General features: G+C 57.0%; 13 protein-coding genes and 1 other RNA gene. 4 read left to right on the top strand and 10 right to left on the bottom strand.

The features are described 5' to 3' along the window. Positions 1–49: 49 nt before the first annotated feature. Genes gpM through IGS55_RS05930 form a run of 3 tightly spaced genes read right to left on the bottom strand, consistent with a single transcriptional unit; the run spans position 50 to position 2,618 of the window. Positions 50–766, bottom strand: coding sequence for a phage terminase small subunit (gene gpM / locus IGS55_RS05940; RefSeq protein ID WP_230515471.1), 717 nt, complete (start codon positions 764–766; stop codon positions 50–52). Continuing rightward, positions 766–1,785 (bottom strand): phage major capsid protein, P2 family, encoded by a 1,020-nt coding sequence (locus IGS55_RS05935; protein WP_230515470.1) that lies wholly within the window; start codon positions 1,783–1,785, stop codon positions 766–768. The genes gpM and IGS55_RS05935 overlap by 1 nt, the downstream gene beginning before the upstream one ends. Positions 1,786–1,832: 47 nt before the next feature. Then, positions 1,833–2,618, bottom strand: coding sequence for a GPO family capsid scaffolding protein (locus IGS55_RS05930; RefSeq protein WP_230515469.1), 786 nt, complete (start codon positions 2,616–2,618; stop codon positions 1,833–1,835). Between the two features lie 136 nt (positions 2,619–2,754). On the opposite strand from IGS55_RS05930, the gene IGS55_RS05925 reads away from it, so the two are divergent. The 4 genes from IGS55_RS05925 to IGS55_RS05910 all read left to right on the top strand — a co-directional run bounded on the left by IGS55_RS05925 (position 2,755) and on the right by IGS55_RS05910 (position 7,097). After that, complete coding sequence (locus IGS55_RS05925) at positions 2,755–4,554, top strand: terminase ATPase subunit family protein (protein ID WP_230515468.1); 1,800 nt, start codon at positions 2,755–2,757, stop codon at positions 4,552–4,554. Then, on the top strand, positions 4,551–5,615 hold the full coding sequence (locus IGS55_RS05920; RefSeq protein WP_230515467.1) for a phage portal protein: 1,065 nt from the start codon (positions 4,551–4,553) through the stop codon (positions 5,613–5,615). Before IGS55_RS05925 ends, IGS55_RS05920 begins: the two co-directional genes overlap by 4 nt. Then, positions 5,612–5,827 (top strand): hypothetical protein, encoded by a 216-nt coding sequence (locus IGS55_RS05915; RefSeq protein WP_230515466.1) that lies wholly within the window; start codon positions 5,612–5,614, stop codon positions 5,825–5,827. Before IGS55_RS05920 ends, IGS55_RS05915 begins: the two co-directional genes overlap by 4 nt. Before the next feature lie 637 nt (positions 5,828–6,464). Then, positions 6,465–7,097, top strand: a complete 633-nt coding sequence (locus tag IGS55_RS05910) for a sce7726 family protein (protein ID WP_230515465.1) — start codon at positions 6,465–6,467, stop codon at positions 7,095–7,097. Here the strand turns inward: IGS55_RS05910 and IGS55_RS05905 are convergent. From IGS55_RS05905 to ompA, 7 genes are all read right to left on the bottom strand, one after another. Beyond that, positions 7,024–8,100 carry a beta family protein gene (locus IGS55_RS05905; RefSeq protein WP_230515464.1) on the bottom strand — a complete coding sequence of 359 codons (1,077 nt, stop codon included), beginning with the start codon at positions 8,098–8,100 and terminating at the stop codon, positions 7,024–7,026. The two genes, IGS55_RS05910 and IGS55_RS05905, sit on opposite strands and share 74 nt — an antisense overlap. Continuing rightward, positions 8,090–8,944, bottom strand: a complete 855-nt coding sequence (locus IGS55_RS05900; RefSeq protein WP_230515463.1) for an ImmA/IrrE family metallo-endopeptidase — start codon at positions 8,942–8,944, stop codon at positions 8,090–8,092. Before IGS55_RS05900 ends, IGS55_RS05905 begins: the two co-directional genes overlap by 11 nt. Positions 8,945–8,948: 4 nt before the next feature. Beyond that, positions 8,949–9,626, bottom strand: coding sequence for a GNAT family N-acetyltransferase (locus tag IGS55_RS05895; RefSeq protein ID WP_230515462.1), 678 nt, complete (start codon positions 9,624–9,626; stop codon positions 8,949–8,951). Positions 9,627–10,499: 873 nt separating this feature from the next. Further along, positions 10,500–10,860: a transfer-messenger RNA gene (ssrA, locus tag IGS55_RS05890) on the bottom strand. Positions 10,861–10,954: 94 nt separating this feature from the next. Then, a complete protein-coding gene (locus IGS55_RS05885; RefSeq protein WP_230515461.1) occupies positions 10,955–11,659 on the bottom strand; it encodes an HAD family hydrolase in 705 nt (234 codons plus the stop codon). Positions 11,660–11,726: 67 nt separating this feature from the next. After that, positions 11,727–12,422, bottom strand: a complete 696-nt coding sequence (gene ubiG / locus IGS55_RS05880; RefSeq protein WP_034751812.1) for a bifunctional 2-polyprenyl-6-hydroxyphenol methylase/3-demethylubiquinol 3-O-methyltransferase UbiG — start codon at positions 12,420–12,422, stop codon at positions 11,727–11,729. A gap of 127 nt (positions 12,423–12,549) precedes the next feature. Then, the gene (ompA, locus tag IGS55_RS05875) at positions 12,550–13,260 is read right to left on the bottom strand and encodes an outer membrane protein OmpA (protein WP_035825645.1); all 711 of its coding nucleotides are present in this window, start codon (positions 13,258–13,260) and stop codon (positions 12,550–12,552) included. Positions 13,261–13,407: the final 147 nt, after the last annotated feature.

Here is a 13,407-nt window from a genome sequence, read left to right as displayed (position 1 = left end):
ATGCGTTAGCCAGAATCCCCCCGTGCCGCCGTGCTGCGGGGGATGCTCTTTACGTGGAACCGGCCGCGCGCTTGATGCGCCGCTCCAGCCGTTCCATATCTTTCTTGACGCCGCACGACTCCGACAGGGAGCGCGCGCGCTTCAGGTGGTTCATGGCCGTTTCCGCCTGCGCCACCAGCGCCGGGGCGATGTCGGTATCGTCGGCCTGATCGAGCATGGCGATCATGGCCAGGCCGATGGCCTTGTGCAGCTTGGCGCGCGCCTGGTCGGGGGCATCGCTGGCGGCCGTCAGCTGTTCCACCTGGCCCAGCACCTGGGCCGCGTGCTGGGGATCGGCGGCCAGCTTGCCGTGCAGGAAGCCTTCGGCAAATTCGTCCAGCATCAGGGTGGCGATGTCGCGGCTGTAGCCATCTGGCAGGGTGAACTTGTGTTCCAGCGCATAGGCGGCCATGACCAGCGCGCGGTCGTACTCGCCCGTGTCGATGTGCCACACCAGCAGCGTGGCAAACACATCATCCTGGGCGCCCTTGCCGCCGGCCAGCACGCCGTCGATCCATTGCGCGTAATCCGGCAGCAAGGTGGCCTTGACCTCGATCTTGCGCTCGACGGACTGGATGGATTTCAGGCGGCGCCGGTCATCGGCCAGCTTGTAGAGCATCAGCTCGTAGGCCGTGCCGGTGGTGACACCCTGCGGCGCGGCGGCGCCGGCCGTGCGCTCGGCCAGCATGCGCGCGCGGTGGCGCAGGGCGGGGGACTGGTTCGCCATCACTTGTCTTTCAGCTCGATGTTTTCCACCAGCGCGGCCAGGCCCAGGTCTTCGATCACGTAGGCGTCGTTGGACGATTCGTAATTCTCGATGCGGTCGCGCTTGGGTTCATCCACCACGCGGCGGCGGCGCGCACCGTCCTGAAAATAAATCGACAGATTGTCGAAGCGGGTAATCAGGATCGCGTTGTCCGGGAAGTAGGGCACGCGCGCGGCCGGCAAGCCGCCGATGCGTTTCTGGCTGATGATGATGTCCGCCGCCAGGGTTTCCGTGGGCGCCTGCTTGGTGTTCACCAGCGGGAAGTATTTATCGTTCAGCAGCTTGCGCCCGACGATGGCCACCAGGTTGGTGTCTTCCTGATACCACGGGTCCAGCAGGTTGACCGCATCGGTAACGGCCGCGTCCAGGTTGGCATAGTCGGCGCCGTCCACGTCGCCGATGATGACCTTGCCCGGCATGCCGGCGGCCACCAGGCCCAGCACGCGCTCGGGCGCCTGCTCGCGCAGGTGCTGCAGCCAACCCTTGTTCACGTCTTGCAGCAGCGGGTTGGCGGCCAGGTCGGTGGTGGCCATGACCTTCACGCCATTGAAACCGATGACGATGCGATCTAACGCCTGGCGCGTCAGGATGGCATTGGCCACGCGCGATTGAAAATCGGGGAACTTGGCCCAGGCGTCCAGTTTGGCATAGCTCAGATGCGTGTCGAAGTTGGTTTGTTCGCAGCGGTACTTGGTGCTGTCCATGGTGGACAGGTCGCGCGTTTCGCGTTCCTTGTCCTTGGTGTTGGTGCGGCTGGCAATCGGGCCGGACACGCCCAGGCCCAGCTTTTCGCCTTCCTGCTCGCCCACGCCGATGATGTTCACCTTCGACAGGAATTCGCTCGATTCCTGCATCTTGTTTTCCAGCTTCTGCTGCACGCTGGGCGTGACGCTGAAGGTCTTGGCTACGTTGTCCGTGTCGTTCAGCTGGCCCAGGCGGGTTTCATATTGGCCAAAGACCTGGCGCGTTTGCTTTTTCATAAATCAGTGCTCCGTTGTTGAATGGGGGTAGGAAAGGGCAGGGGCGCTTAAAACTCGGTCTGCACGGCGCCGTCGTTGCCGGTGGCGGCCGGGCGGCGCGGGCCGTTGCCGGGCGCCTCGTCCATCTGCGCCTTGAAGGCGGCCAGCTCGTCCTGCGTGGCCTGCAATGCCGTTTCGGCTTTTTCCAGGCGCGTCACGGCGTCCGCGTAGTTGTCGTTGGCGGTGACGACGTGGCCGGCCAGCGCTTCCACGGCTTCGCTGATGTCGGCGAACTGCGCCGCGTCGGCGCCGGATTTATGGGAAAAGCGCGACAGCAGGTTTTTCACGGCGTCGGCCAGCCTGATGCCCTGCTCTTCGAATTCCAGCTCGACCTCGACGGCGGAAGTAAACAGGTTGGTGCTTTGCTGCTTGCGGCTGGCGGAGAATTGCAGCGCTTCGGTGCCCAGGCTGGCGGGGCTGTCGGTGACGCCCAGGCCCACCAGGTAGGGCTGCGACGAGTCGGCAAAGTCGGGTTGAATTTCCAGGCTTGTATAGAGCTTCTGTTTCGCCTTGTTGATGGCCACCAGTTCCGGCGTGGGTTCAATCTGCGCGAACAGGGCCAGTTTCTTGCCGTTGTCCGTGTCCACCTCTTCGGCTTTCACGGTGATCACGTCGCCGTAGGCCTTGAACTGGCTGTCGGGCAGGATGCCGCGAATGTGCTCCAGCCAGATGCGCGCGGCGTAGGTTTTCGGGTTGTAGGTGGCGGCGATCTGCTCTATGGTGGCACGGTCGATGTTGCGGCCGTCCGTGGTGGCGCCTTCGGTGGCGACGCGGAAAAATTTCGATTTGGACATGGTAGGCGTTCTCGGTTGATCGGATAACGCCATGGTCAACGTCTTGGCGCTGCGATTCAATGCGCTGCGGGTTGCTATGGGCCATAGCGACTTTTGCCTTTCCCCGCTCTGCGCGCGCGCGGCCTACGCTGGCGGCATGCTAACAATTGAACAAAAACCCGAAGAAATAATCGCCGAACTGGCCGTGCCCGAATCCGAGCCGCGCCGTGCCGCGCGCGCCCTGTACTGGAAGGGCTGGCGTATTTCGTCCATCGCCCGACACTTAGGGATTAAGCGCAGTACCATCAATAGCTGGAAGGCGCGCGACGAATGGGAGCAGGCCCAGGCCATCGAGCACGTCGAGGCAGCGGCCGAGCTGCGCCTCGTAAAACTGATCGAAAAAGAGGTCAAGAGCGGCAGCGACTACAAGGAAATCGATCTGCTGATGCGCGCTATCGTGCAGGCGGCGCGGGTGCGCCGCTATGAGCAGCCGGGCGGCAACGAGGTCGATCTCAACCCCAGGCTGGCGAACCGCAACGCGGGGCCGAAGAAGAAGCCGACGCGCAACGACTTCAGCGACGAACAGCGTATTCAATTGCTTGACGCCTTCCAGGATTCGCTGTTCGACTATCAAAAGGTCTGGTATCGCAACGGTGACCAGCGCACGCGCGCCATCCTCAAGTCCCGCCAGATCGGCGCTACCTGGTACTTTGCGCGCGAGGCGCTGGCCGACGCCATGGCGACGGGTCGCAATCAGATTTTCCTGTCCGCGTCCAAGAGCCAGGCGCACGTCTTCAAGCAATACATCGTGCAATTCGCGCGCGAAGCGGCCGGCATCGAGCTGACGGGCGACCCCATCGTGCTGCCGAACGGCGCGCACCTGTATTTCCTGGGCACCAATGCGCGCACGGCGCAGGGCTACCACGGCAATTTTTACTTCGATGAATTCTTCTGGACGCAGAATTTCCAGGAGTTGAACAAGGTGGCCTCGGGCATGGCCATTCACAAGAAATGGCGCAAGACGTATTTTTCGACGCCATCCTCGACCACGCACCAGGCCTATCCGTTCTGGACGGGCGAGCTGTTCAACAAGCGCCGCGCCAAGGCGGACCAGGTGAACATCGACGTGAGCCATGGCCGCTTGTCGTCGGGCTTTACGGGCGAGGACAAGATCTGGCGCCAGATCGTCACCATCCTGGACGCCGAGCGCGGCGGCTGCAACCTGTTCGACATCGACGAGCTGCGCAACTTCGAATACAGCCCCGACCAGTTCGACAACCTGCTGATGTGCAACTTTATCGACGATTCGGCCTCGGTCTTCCCGCTGGCCGAGCTGCAGCGCTGCATGGTCGATTCCTGGGTCGAGTGGGACGACTACAAACCCTTGCTGGGTCTGCGCCCGTTCGGCAACCGGCCCGTGTGGATCGGCTACGACCCGGCCTTGAACGGCGACAGCGCCGGTTGCGTGTTGCTGGCGCCGCCCATGACGGCCGGCGGCAAGTTCCGCATCCTGGAGCGCCACCAGTGGCGCGGCCAGAGTTTCGAGGATCACGCCGACGCCATCCGCCAGATGACGCAGCGTTACAACGTCGAATACATCGGCATCGATACCACGGGCATGGGCATCGGCGTGCTGCCGATCGTGCGCGGCTTCTTCCCGGCCGTCACGGCGCTGAATTATTCGCCCGAAGTCAAAACCCGCATGGTGCTGAAAGCCAAAAACATCATCAGCAAAGCACGGCTGGAATTTGACGCCGGCTGGACGGACATCGCGCAATCGTTCATGGCCATCCACAAGACGCTGACCCCCAGCGGGCGGCACGTGACCTATGTCGCCGGCCGCAGCGATGAAACCGGCCACGCCGATCTGGCGTGGGCCTGCATGCACGCCCTCGATCACGAGCCATTCGAAGGCACCACCGACAACCACCACTCTTTCATGGAGATTTATTCTTGAGCACAGCACGACACTTGCGCGGCCGGCAGGCCCAGGGCGCCCCATCCACAGCGGCCACGGCCACGGCGCCGGTCGCCGCCGGCATCGAGGCGTTTTCCTTCGGCGACCCGACGCCCGTGCTCGAGCACGCCGACATTCTCGACTGTTTCGAATGCTGGAAGAATGGCCACTGGTATGAGCCGCCCGTCAACCTGGCCGGCCTGGCCAAGTCCTTCAATGCCGGCGTGCACCACAGCAGCGCCATCCACTTCAAGGCCAACGTGCTGGCGTCCACCCTGATCCCCAGCAAGTATTTGTCGCGCGACGCCTTCAAGCGCATGGCCTTGGACTTCCTGACTTTCGGCAATGCCTACCTGGAAGACCGGCCCAGCCGCAGCGGCAAGGCGCTAAGCTATCAGCATGCGCTGGCCAAGTACATGCGGCGCGGCGTCGATCTGGATACCTATTATTTCGTGAACGGCTACCAGGCCGTGCACCAGTTCGACAAGGGCCGCGTGTTTCACCTGATGGAACCGGACGTGAACCAGGAGCTGTATGGCGTGCCGCAGTACCTGAGCGCGCTGCAATCGGCCTGGCTCAACGAGGCGGCCACCCTGTTCCGCCGCAAGTATTACAAGAACGGCTCACACGCCGGTTTCGTGTTCTACATGACAGACGCCGCCGCCAACACGCAGGACGTGGACAACCTGCGCCAGGCCATGCGCGACAGCAAGGGGCCGGGCAACTTCCGCAACCTGTTCATGTACGCGCCGAACGGCAAGAAGGACGGCATCCAGATCCTGCCCGTGTCGGACGTAGCCGCCAAGGACGAGTTTTTCAACATCAAGAGCGTGACGCGCGACGACCAACTGGCCGCCCACCGCGTGCCGCCGCAGCTGATGGGCATCTTGCCGAACAATGCCGGCGGTTTCGGCGCCGTCGAGCCGGCCGCGCGCGTCTTCGCGCGCAATGAGCTGGTGCCGCTGCAGGCGCAGTTCGAAGCGATCAACGAGTGGGCCGGCGTGGAAGTGGTGAAGTTCGCGCCGTATGACCTGGCCACGGGCGGGGAGGGGGCGGCATGAGCGATCACATCGACAACACGGACAAGATCATCTTTGCCGAGGTGGCGCGCGGCCTGGCCGCTGTGCGGCGGCGCACCGCCCTGGTGGCGCATGGCTGCTGCCACTACTGCGACGAGCCGCTGGCGCCCGGCCTGCCGTTCTGCAACGTCGATTGCCGCGACGACTACGAGAAGGAGCAGGCGGCGAAGGTGCGCGCCGGCCGTCCAGGATGAGCGCCCTGCCACGCTAACCGGCATGGCCGGGCCGCGACAGTCCAGCCGCGCCGGAGCGCCCCAGCCACCGCACAAGCCGCCGACGAGGCGGCTTTTTCACGTCCCGACGATTGGTATTGCCATGGAAGCAAGAAAAAGTCCCATTTCGGCCCGGCGCGCGCAGTTGTCCCCGCTCCACACCTGCCCGCTATATAGGGGTCTTTTGACTCAAATTTGCGCCATGGCCGAAGGCGCATGAGGACTGGCGCGGCGGGGTGAAAAGGGGGCATGCGATTTGACGCATTTTGACGCACTTTATAGTCATTTTCTTTCGCGGAGCTTGCTAACCATAGGAATGTTGATCTCACTCCCGTGGCAGGCCTGTGTGGCGTTGTGAAAACGGTCACACAAAAATCGCCGCGCACTGATATACTGTACATAAACACAGCACGCAAACTTTAACGAGCGATGTGCAGGTGGATCTCGCCCTAGTTTTGACTCTTTCACGGAGACAAGCCGCACTAACTGCTACTCTTGCCTAAAATTACTGATGTGCTGTCTGGCAAGGTCGGGCTATATCTGGGAAAATGGTAGGTCGATTGTTCAGTAACGGTATGAGCTTGCGCTCCCTAGCATACCCACAAAACCCCTTTCCATCATGCAAAAATTAACGGACAAAGAAATTAGACAGGCACTCCTTGTCCACTTAAGGCGCAGGGCAAATCCACCGCGTGCAACGCTGGAGGAAGTTCACGTCTGCAATGGAAACGCCATCGCAGACGTGGTTGCGGTCTACAAAACAATGCACTGCTATGAGATTAAAGGTGAAACCGATTCGATAAATCGGATTGTTCGCCAGTCCCAGTTTTATGATCAAGCTTTTCCATTGATCACATTAGTCACTACGGCAAACCACCTGAAACGTGCTGAAATGATTGCGCCAAGGCACTGGGGGATCGTCATCGCGAATTCGACTCGCGATGACTTTATCAAATTTAGGCATGTGCGCGGAGCCACACGAAATCCGTCCTACCTTCCAGCAGTTGCGCTACTAAGTTTATGGCGCTCAGAATTGATTAACTTCCCCAATTTCAGCAGCCAATCGTTAGAGAAGATGAATCGGCAAAGGATTGCAGAGCTTATCGCTTCTAGCGTCCCAACCAACGCAATCAATGAGATTGTTGGACAAGCGCTATCAGCACGCAACTCCAATGCCTCTAATTCGGATAATTCTTTGCCATATATTCAATATGCGCACAAATTGTCGGTTTTAGAATCGTTGAAGGGGTAACGTTCTTTACCCCGATTCCGTTTGCCCGCTCCTGAATAAAGTTGTCGCCCCAAGAGTATGGGGCCTGTCGATAGAATTTCTTCGTAACGATTTGCTCGCAAATTACGTCATATTGACCGTACCCCCCGGTCTTAATACGGCCGCCCCTCGCAATGTAGTGATAGTTCTCAAAAGCATAAAATACTTTAGGTGCTGTCACACTGAGCAGAAGCTCTGGTGGTAGAGTGAGGTCCGAATACAGCGGACTCACGATGGTATAGTCACCCAAAGATAAGGGAATGCCTTTTACCTTCGATTGCGTGGCGTGAAAGATATCGAGCTCGGTCCTGGTCACAATAGATTCATCGCTCGGCTTTGCGATATCTGTTATAGATGAAGGAATTGATGAACCGACAATGATGTACTGCTGGATCTCCATCGCTTTATGGGCGGCGGAGACGAAATTTGCGATCTCCGTAGCGAGCTTCGTTCGGTTGCCCTCTATACAAACTCGGCAATCAAAAATGAGCACCCAATCGGAAAAAACTTTCGATCCTTCTGCAACCAGATCTAGTAGTTCTGCTTCAATTAGATCAAATGAAGAGAATTCCTCAGCCTGGAATCGAATGGCAACTTTATCAGAGATTATTTCATTAGCAGCTTTGGCATCAAAAATTGTGCGGTTATGGTTTATGGCGCGATCTAAACCCAAGACCGGAACATACTCAATCTCAGAAAAAGCATCAATTATTACTCTGCAATTTGGCGATTTAGGCACTGCGATTGAATCTGGTATATCAAAGGAGTCTAAAAATATGTAGGGAAAAGCCTTTAGATATTTCTCGGTCTTTTTGCAACATGCTTGAGCATTTTTTTCGAATTCTGCTCTGGTCATGCCATCTTTACGGGCAAAATCAAAGAATGGGGTTAGTTTATTTTTTAGTTCTGTGCTAAGGGCCGATAGACCTGCCACCTCATTTACTTTAAACTTCAGAAACGGAGTGTAATTATGTTTAACTTCCATTAAGAATCTCTCTGACATTATATTTGTTGATGATTTCAGTAAACAGGTCATAACGCTTCTGTTCTCTTTGTAGTCGTCCCGCAACACATTGGGCCGGGATACCTAACCTTTCTGCGAAGCTTACGATATCGGCAACCGAGTTAGTATAGCGAGCAGGGCAACTACGCCATTCGTTTCTTGGGATTAATCCATCAGACGCAAGCCGATCGGCTTGCCTCTCTATAAGACTATCTGATTCGACGTCCAAATCCTCTAGAATCGGTTTATCCAACTGATTTGCGTGCAGGACTACATGGGCGAGTTCATGCATTAGCGTGAACCAAAAATTATCGAGACGGGCGTACCGCAAACTCAGTGCAATGACAATATGTCCCGACGGCAACGAAAATACAGCGCCATCTAGTTTCATCGAGGGCAGTGCTTCTTCCCAAAGAAAGACAATGCCGTGAAGCGCTAAATATTGGCTAATTCCCCGAAGATCTTCTGGATTTTTAAATTTCCGAGGTAAACCGACATAGACCGTCTCCTCCAAACCTTTAAAGGTCGGAACTAAATTCGCGGCAATATACCACCCGGCAGTTCGCCGAACGGAGGAAAGCCAAAGATTGATCAAGACATCCGAAGCATCATCGCTTTTTCGGTACAGTGCGGCCGCAGCATCTCCACCACGATAAATAAAGCTGGTCAATTCTGGCAGGCGAGCATCAGCGGTATCTCTATAGCGCCTTGGTGCCTCAGCCAAGATTGCTTCAGCTTTAAGAAATGCGTCGTAATATCTTCGAGGATCTACTGCGGAGCTAGCCGGGCAAGGAAAATCCTCTTCGAGTGTATTTAGGATTTTCATATGGTTATCCTTTTGCTAACGAATCGGGTGCAATCCACTCAAAGAATTTCATTCCCTCTTTATCGTATTCTTGAAAAGCCTTCATTCCCAGTTTTTCGTAGAATTGCTCGGCTTTGGGAAGTGAGTGCAGCGAAAATCCCTGCCGGAGCTTCAGATCATCCTTCGCGTAACTAATCACTCGATCCAGTAGTTTAGGTCCTACGCCTTTGAAGATACGTTCGGCCAGCACATTTTCACGGTTCCATGGGGCAGTCGCAATGTATTCAACATAAAAAATATCTCCCGCACCGACGACACTGGTTTTGGGGTGATAAATAAGGCATGCTGCCTGCGGGTAGTCTTCCGCAACGAGAAAGAACCACTTATAGCTATCACCTCGATAGGCAACGCTCTTGTCGAGCCAGCGCCAATGGTAGTCTTCCAGCTGAGCAGACTCCAGAATCGGTTGGATGTCGACCCCGTCGGCCTCAAGGGATCGAATGTGGCGGAGGAGAGTAATGTTAAACGCGCCCCACGAACGATCGCACAAATGAGCGATCTGCAGGTCCCAACCCGTGTGAAGGGTGTAATCGACCGCGCCAGATTTTCCAACTAATTTTCCCGTAGCGATGATCCCAGCAGCACTGATGACCGGTGAGGCTGCATCTAGCGCCTGCCTAATGTCTTCTATTGTGAACTTCAAACCTTCTCCTTAGATTTCGTATCGATCACAACCGCCACGCCGAGTGAAATGATTGATTCCACATGACGATTTCTGGTCGAGGGAATTTGATGCCTAGGAGCATAGCATCTTGCTAATCTGGAAAGTACACCAATTGTCACACCTCAACAACCACATCATTTGGCAAGCTTCGATGAACTTGACGAGGGCAAAAAATTGCGGAGATACAACAGCCTATACTGATGGCCAACCCTTTGCTCAGGAAAAGTGCAATGCTTACTCCTCCGTTCATGACCAGGGAGCCCGGGATTAGCCCCCTTCGACTATTTCTTATCGAGTGACCGCTTCAGGCCGATACGGGGAACAGCACGAAAATTTCCATACGGAAAACTCACAAATTGTCACATTAGGTGCGAATGTTCGCTAATGACCGTGCGTTACACCGCTACTTTCGCTGTGCAGCATCTTCGAGATACAAGGAGGTAGAGTACCCTCTATCAGTTCAATCAGCGTTGCACATCTGTTGATAGACACCGTTTTCATGAACAGCACGCTCCACAAACGCAAAATACACTGCGTAGATGGCTGCTTGTACGACTGCTACGATGTCACCTATACGGAGCAGAAACGGGCCGCAAGCCCGCATGGCTGTTGAGTTCCTTGTCGAGCTTCCAAGTTTTCATGTACTTCTTCATAGAAGTAATACGCTGTTGCATCATCAGTGCATCGGCGCGGAGCCATGATCAAGTGCGGTTCTTCGGTCTATGGCGTAAAGGTGCGCACAAAGAAAAAAAGGCTGTCATTTTGTTGTCATTCCCAGGCTAAAACAGCCCAAAAACAACCCAAATAATGACAGCCTTCTTCTTGCTAACTACTTGATTCTAAAGAATTCAGTGGTGGAGACGGCGGGAATCGAACCCGCGTCCGCAAGCACTCTACAGACAGTTCTACATACTTAGCACTATCATTTAATTTAACTCAGCCAGCACGGATGTGCACGTTATGGGCAAGCGAGTTACCTATTATTTAGTCGGACGCTAAGTAACCCAGCATACGACGAGTCCCTGTAAATGACTCTAGAGCTTTTGACGGCCCACCCCAGGGACGAGGTGTTCTAGAGCTAACAGCGATTAAGCTGCCAGTGCGTACGAGTTATCGTTTGCAGTTAAGTTTTTTCTGGGTGTATTTACGAGGTAACCAGCCCTCGGTATGCCCTGCGCTGCTTTGCAACCCACGTCGAAACCAGGTCGTCCCCACAGAACCTTCATTGTAGCGCAATCTGCCCATTCTTGCATGCTGCATTCGCGGTAAGGAACGAGGCATCCTCGGATCGCTTGAGCCAGATTGCCTCAAGCCGCCAACTGCCGCTCCTGCGCCGCCTTCACGACGCCAGTCACCAGTTCCAGTAGGGCAAGCGGCGTATCGAGCAAATGGTCGGCGTTCCAGTGCTGCGGTTCGACGGCGCCGCAGTAGCCCCAGGCGCAGGCGACCGTGCGCATGCCGGCGGCGCGGCCGGCCTGGATGTCACGCAGGTCGTCGCCCACGTACCAGCAGTCTTCCGGCGCCAGGTCCAGGCGGCGGGCCGCTTCCAGCAGGGGGGCGGGGTGCGGTTTCGGGTGGGGCATGGTGTCGCCCGAGATCACGCAGCCGGCGGCGCCCAGGCCGATCTGGCCGACCAGCGGGTCGGTGAAGCGGGCGGCCTTGTTGGTGACCACGCCCCAGGCCAGGCCCAGAGCTTGCAGGCCTTCCAGCATGGCGGGAATGCCGTCGAACAAGCGGCTTTCCACGGCCAGGGCTGCTTCGTAATTGTTCAGGAAGCCGTCTTTCAGGGCTTCGTAGCCGCTTTCGCCGGGAGCTATGCCATACGACGCGCCTATCATGCCGCGCGCGCCGGCCGAGGCGGTCGGGCGCAGGATGTCATACGGGGTCGGCGCCAGGCCGGCGCGCGCGCGCAGCAGGTTGATGGCCGCCGCCAGGTCGGGCGCGGTGTCGGCCAGGGTGCCGTCGAGGTCGAACAGGATGGCGCGCGGGGCTGGCAGATGGTCAGTGATCATGGCGGCAAAGTGTGTCAAGTGGGAATGAAAAATGGCGGCCGCAGCCGCCTTGTATTATGCGTGATGGTTACAGCGGCCGGGTGCAGGCCACCAGGTAATTGACGCTGGTATCGCTATTAAGTGAGTAAATCTTGGTCAGCGGATTGTAGCCCATGCCGCGCATGCTGTTGACGTCCAGGCCGGCGCTGCGCAGGTATTGCGACAGTTCGGCCGGGGTGATGAATTTGTCATAGTCGTGCGTGCCTTTCGGCAGCAGACGCAGCAGGTATTCGGCACCCAGGATGGCGAACAGATACGCTTTCGGGTTGCGGTTCAGGGTCGACAGGAAGACGTGGCCGCCCGGTTTCACCAGCGCGGCGCAAGCCTTGACGATGGCGGCGGGGTCCGGCACGTGCTCGAGCATTTCCATGCACGTCACGACGTCGTACTGGCCCGGCTCTTCCTCGGCCATGGCTTCGGCGGCGATCAGCTTGTAACGTACCTTGGCGCCCGATTCCAGGCTGTGTAGGTCGGCAACTTTCAAGGCCTTGTCGGAGAGGTCGATGCCTGTCACGTCGGCGCCCTTGCGGGCCATCGATTCGGCCAGGATGCCGCCGCCGCAGCCGATGTCGATCACGCGCTTGCCGGCCAGCGGCACTTTCGCGTTGATCCATTCCAGGCGCAGGGGGTTAATTTCGTGCAGGGGACGAAATTCGGAAGTGGGGTCCCACCAGCGGTGGGCCAGCTCACTGAATTTTTGGATTTCGAGAGGGTCGGCGTTCATAGGTCGAATAATAGCGGCAATTTTACAATTGGGCAGCCACGGACGAAAAAAAACCCCGCCGTAGCGGGGTTTTTCATGCTGTTCTTGACTTGCGCGATGACTTGCGGCAAGTCCAGGAGTTCAGCTATTACTTGTTGCGGGTACCAACAACTTCGATTTCCACGCGACGGTTTTTCGCACGGCCTTCGGCAGTTTTGTTATCAGCAACAGGTTGTTTTTCGCCTTTGCCTTCGGTGTACACGCGGTTGCTTTCAACGCCTTTGGTGACCAGGTAGGCTTTGACAGCATCAGCACGACGTACCGACAGTTTTTGGTTGTAAGCATCGGTGCCGACGGAGTCGGTGTGACCCACAGCGATGATGACTTCCAGGTTGATGCCACCCAGTTGTGCGGACAGCTCGTCCAGCTTGGCTTTGCCTTCTGGCTTCAGCGTAGCTTTGTCGAAATCGAAGAATGCATCAGCGGCGAAGCTGACTTTTTCCGAGGTAGGAGCAACTACGACTGGCACTGGCACGACTGGTGCTGGTGCTGGAGCAGGTACGACTGGTGCTGGAGGAGCCACGCATTTGCCGTCTTGCAGGGTTTCTGGCTCTACGCACAGTGGTACGTCGCAACCTGGCACTGCGTCAGCAGGTGTCCAGTAGCCGGTACGCCAGCACAGGCCGAATGGGTCACGCACGATTACGCCGCGGGCATCTTGCACGTAAGCGCTTTTTGGGCTTGGTGCTTTGATGTCAGTGGTAACTGGCGCGAATGGTGGGGAGGTTGGGGTTTGGGCCGAAGCCGAGCCAGCAATCACTGCGGATGCAGCGAAAAACAGCGTTACAAATTTATTCATTCTTTTTTCCTTTCGGGGGGTGATATCCGCAGAACAACACTGCGCTACTGGTGCTACGTGCCAAGATTTTATCATGTAGACCATATGCGCTCGTTTCAGATTGCGAAACTAGCAATTAACTTCCCAGTCATTTTGCCACACGCATCA

It is taken from the genome of Janthinobacterium sp. EB271-G4-3-2 (genome assembly GCF_020858035.1).
Lineage (GTDB): Bacteria > Pseudomonadota > Gammaproteobacteria > Burkholderiales > Burkholderiaceae_D > Janthinobacterium > Janthinobacterium aestuarii.
Note: the sequence above shows the minus strand (reverse complement) of the source record. Positions and strands in the feature narration are given on the sequence as shown.

Coding starts and splice junctions, on each gene's coding strand:
- gpM (WP_230515471.1), bottom strand. CDS start 766: ATGGCGAACCAGTCCCCCGCCCTGCGCCACCGCGCGCGCATGCTGGCC.
- IGS55_RS05935 (WP_230515470.1), bottom strand. CDS start 1,785: ATGAAAAAGCAAACGCGCCAGGTCTTTGGCCAATATGAAACCCGCCTG.
- IGS55_RS05930 (WP_230515469.1), bottom strand. CDS start 2,618: ATGTCCAAATCGAAATTTTTCCGCGTCGCCACCGAAGGCGCCACCACG.
- IGS55_RS05925 (WP_230515468.1), top strand. CDS start 2,755: ATGCTAACAATTGAACAAAAACCCGAAGAAATAATCGCCGAACTGGCC.
- IGS55_RS05915 (WP_230515466.1), top strand. CDS start 5,612: ATGAGCGATCACATCGACAACACGGACAAGATCATCTTTGCCGAGGTG.
- IGS55_RS05910 (WP_230515465.1), top strand. CDS start 6,465: ATGCAAAAATTAACGGACAAAGAAATTAGACAGGCACTCCTTGTCCAC.
- IGS55_RS05905 (WP_230515464.1), bottom strand. CDS start 8,100: ATGGAAGTTAAACATAATTACACTCCGTTTCTGAAGTTTAAAGTAAAT.
- IGS55_RS05900 (WP_230515463.1), bottom strand. CDS start 8,944: ATGAAAATCCTAAATACACTCGAAGAGGATTTTCCTTGCCCGGCTAGC.
- IGS55_RS05885 (WP_230515461.1), bottom strand. CDS start 11,659: ATGATCACTGACCATCTGCCAGCCCCGCGCGCCATCCTGTTCGACCTC.
- ubiG (WP_034751812.1), bottom strand. CDS start 12,422: ATGAACGCCGACCCTCTCGAAATCCAAAAATTCAGTGAGCTGGCCCAC.
- ompA (WP_035825645.1), bottom strand. CDS start 13,260: ATGAATAAATTTGTAACGCTGTTTTTCGCTGCATCCGCAGTGATTGCT.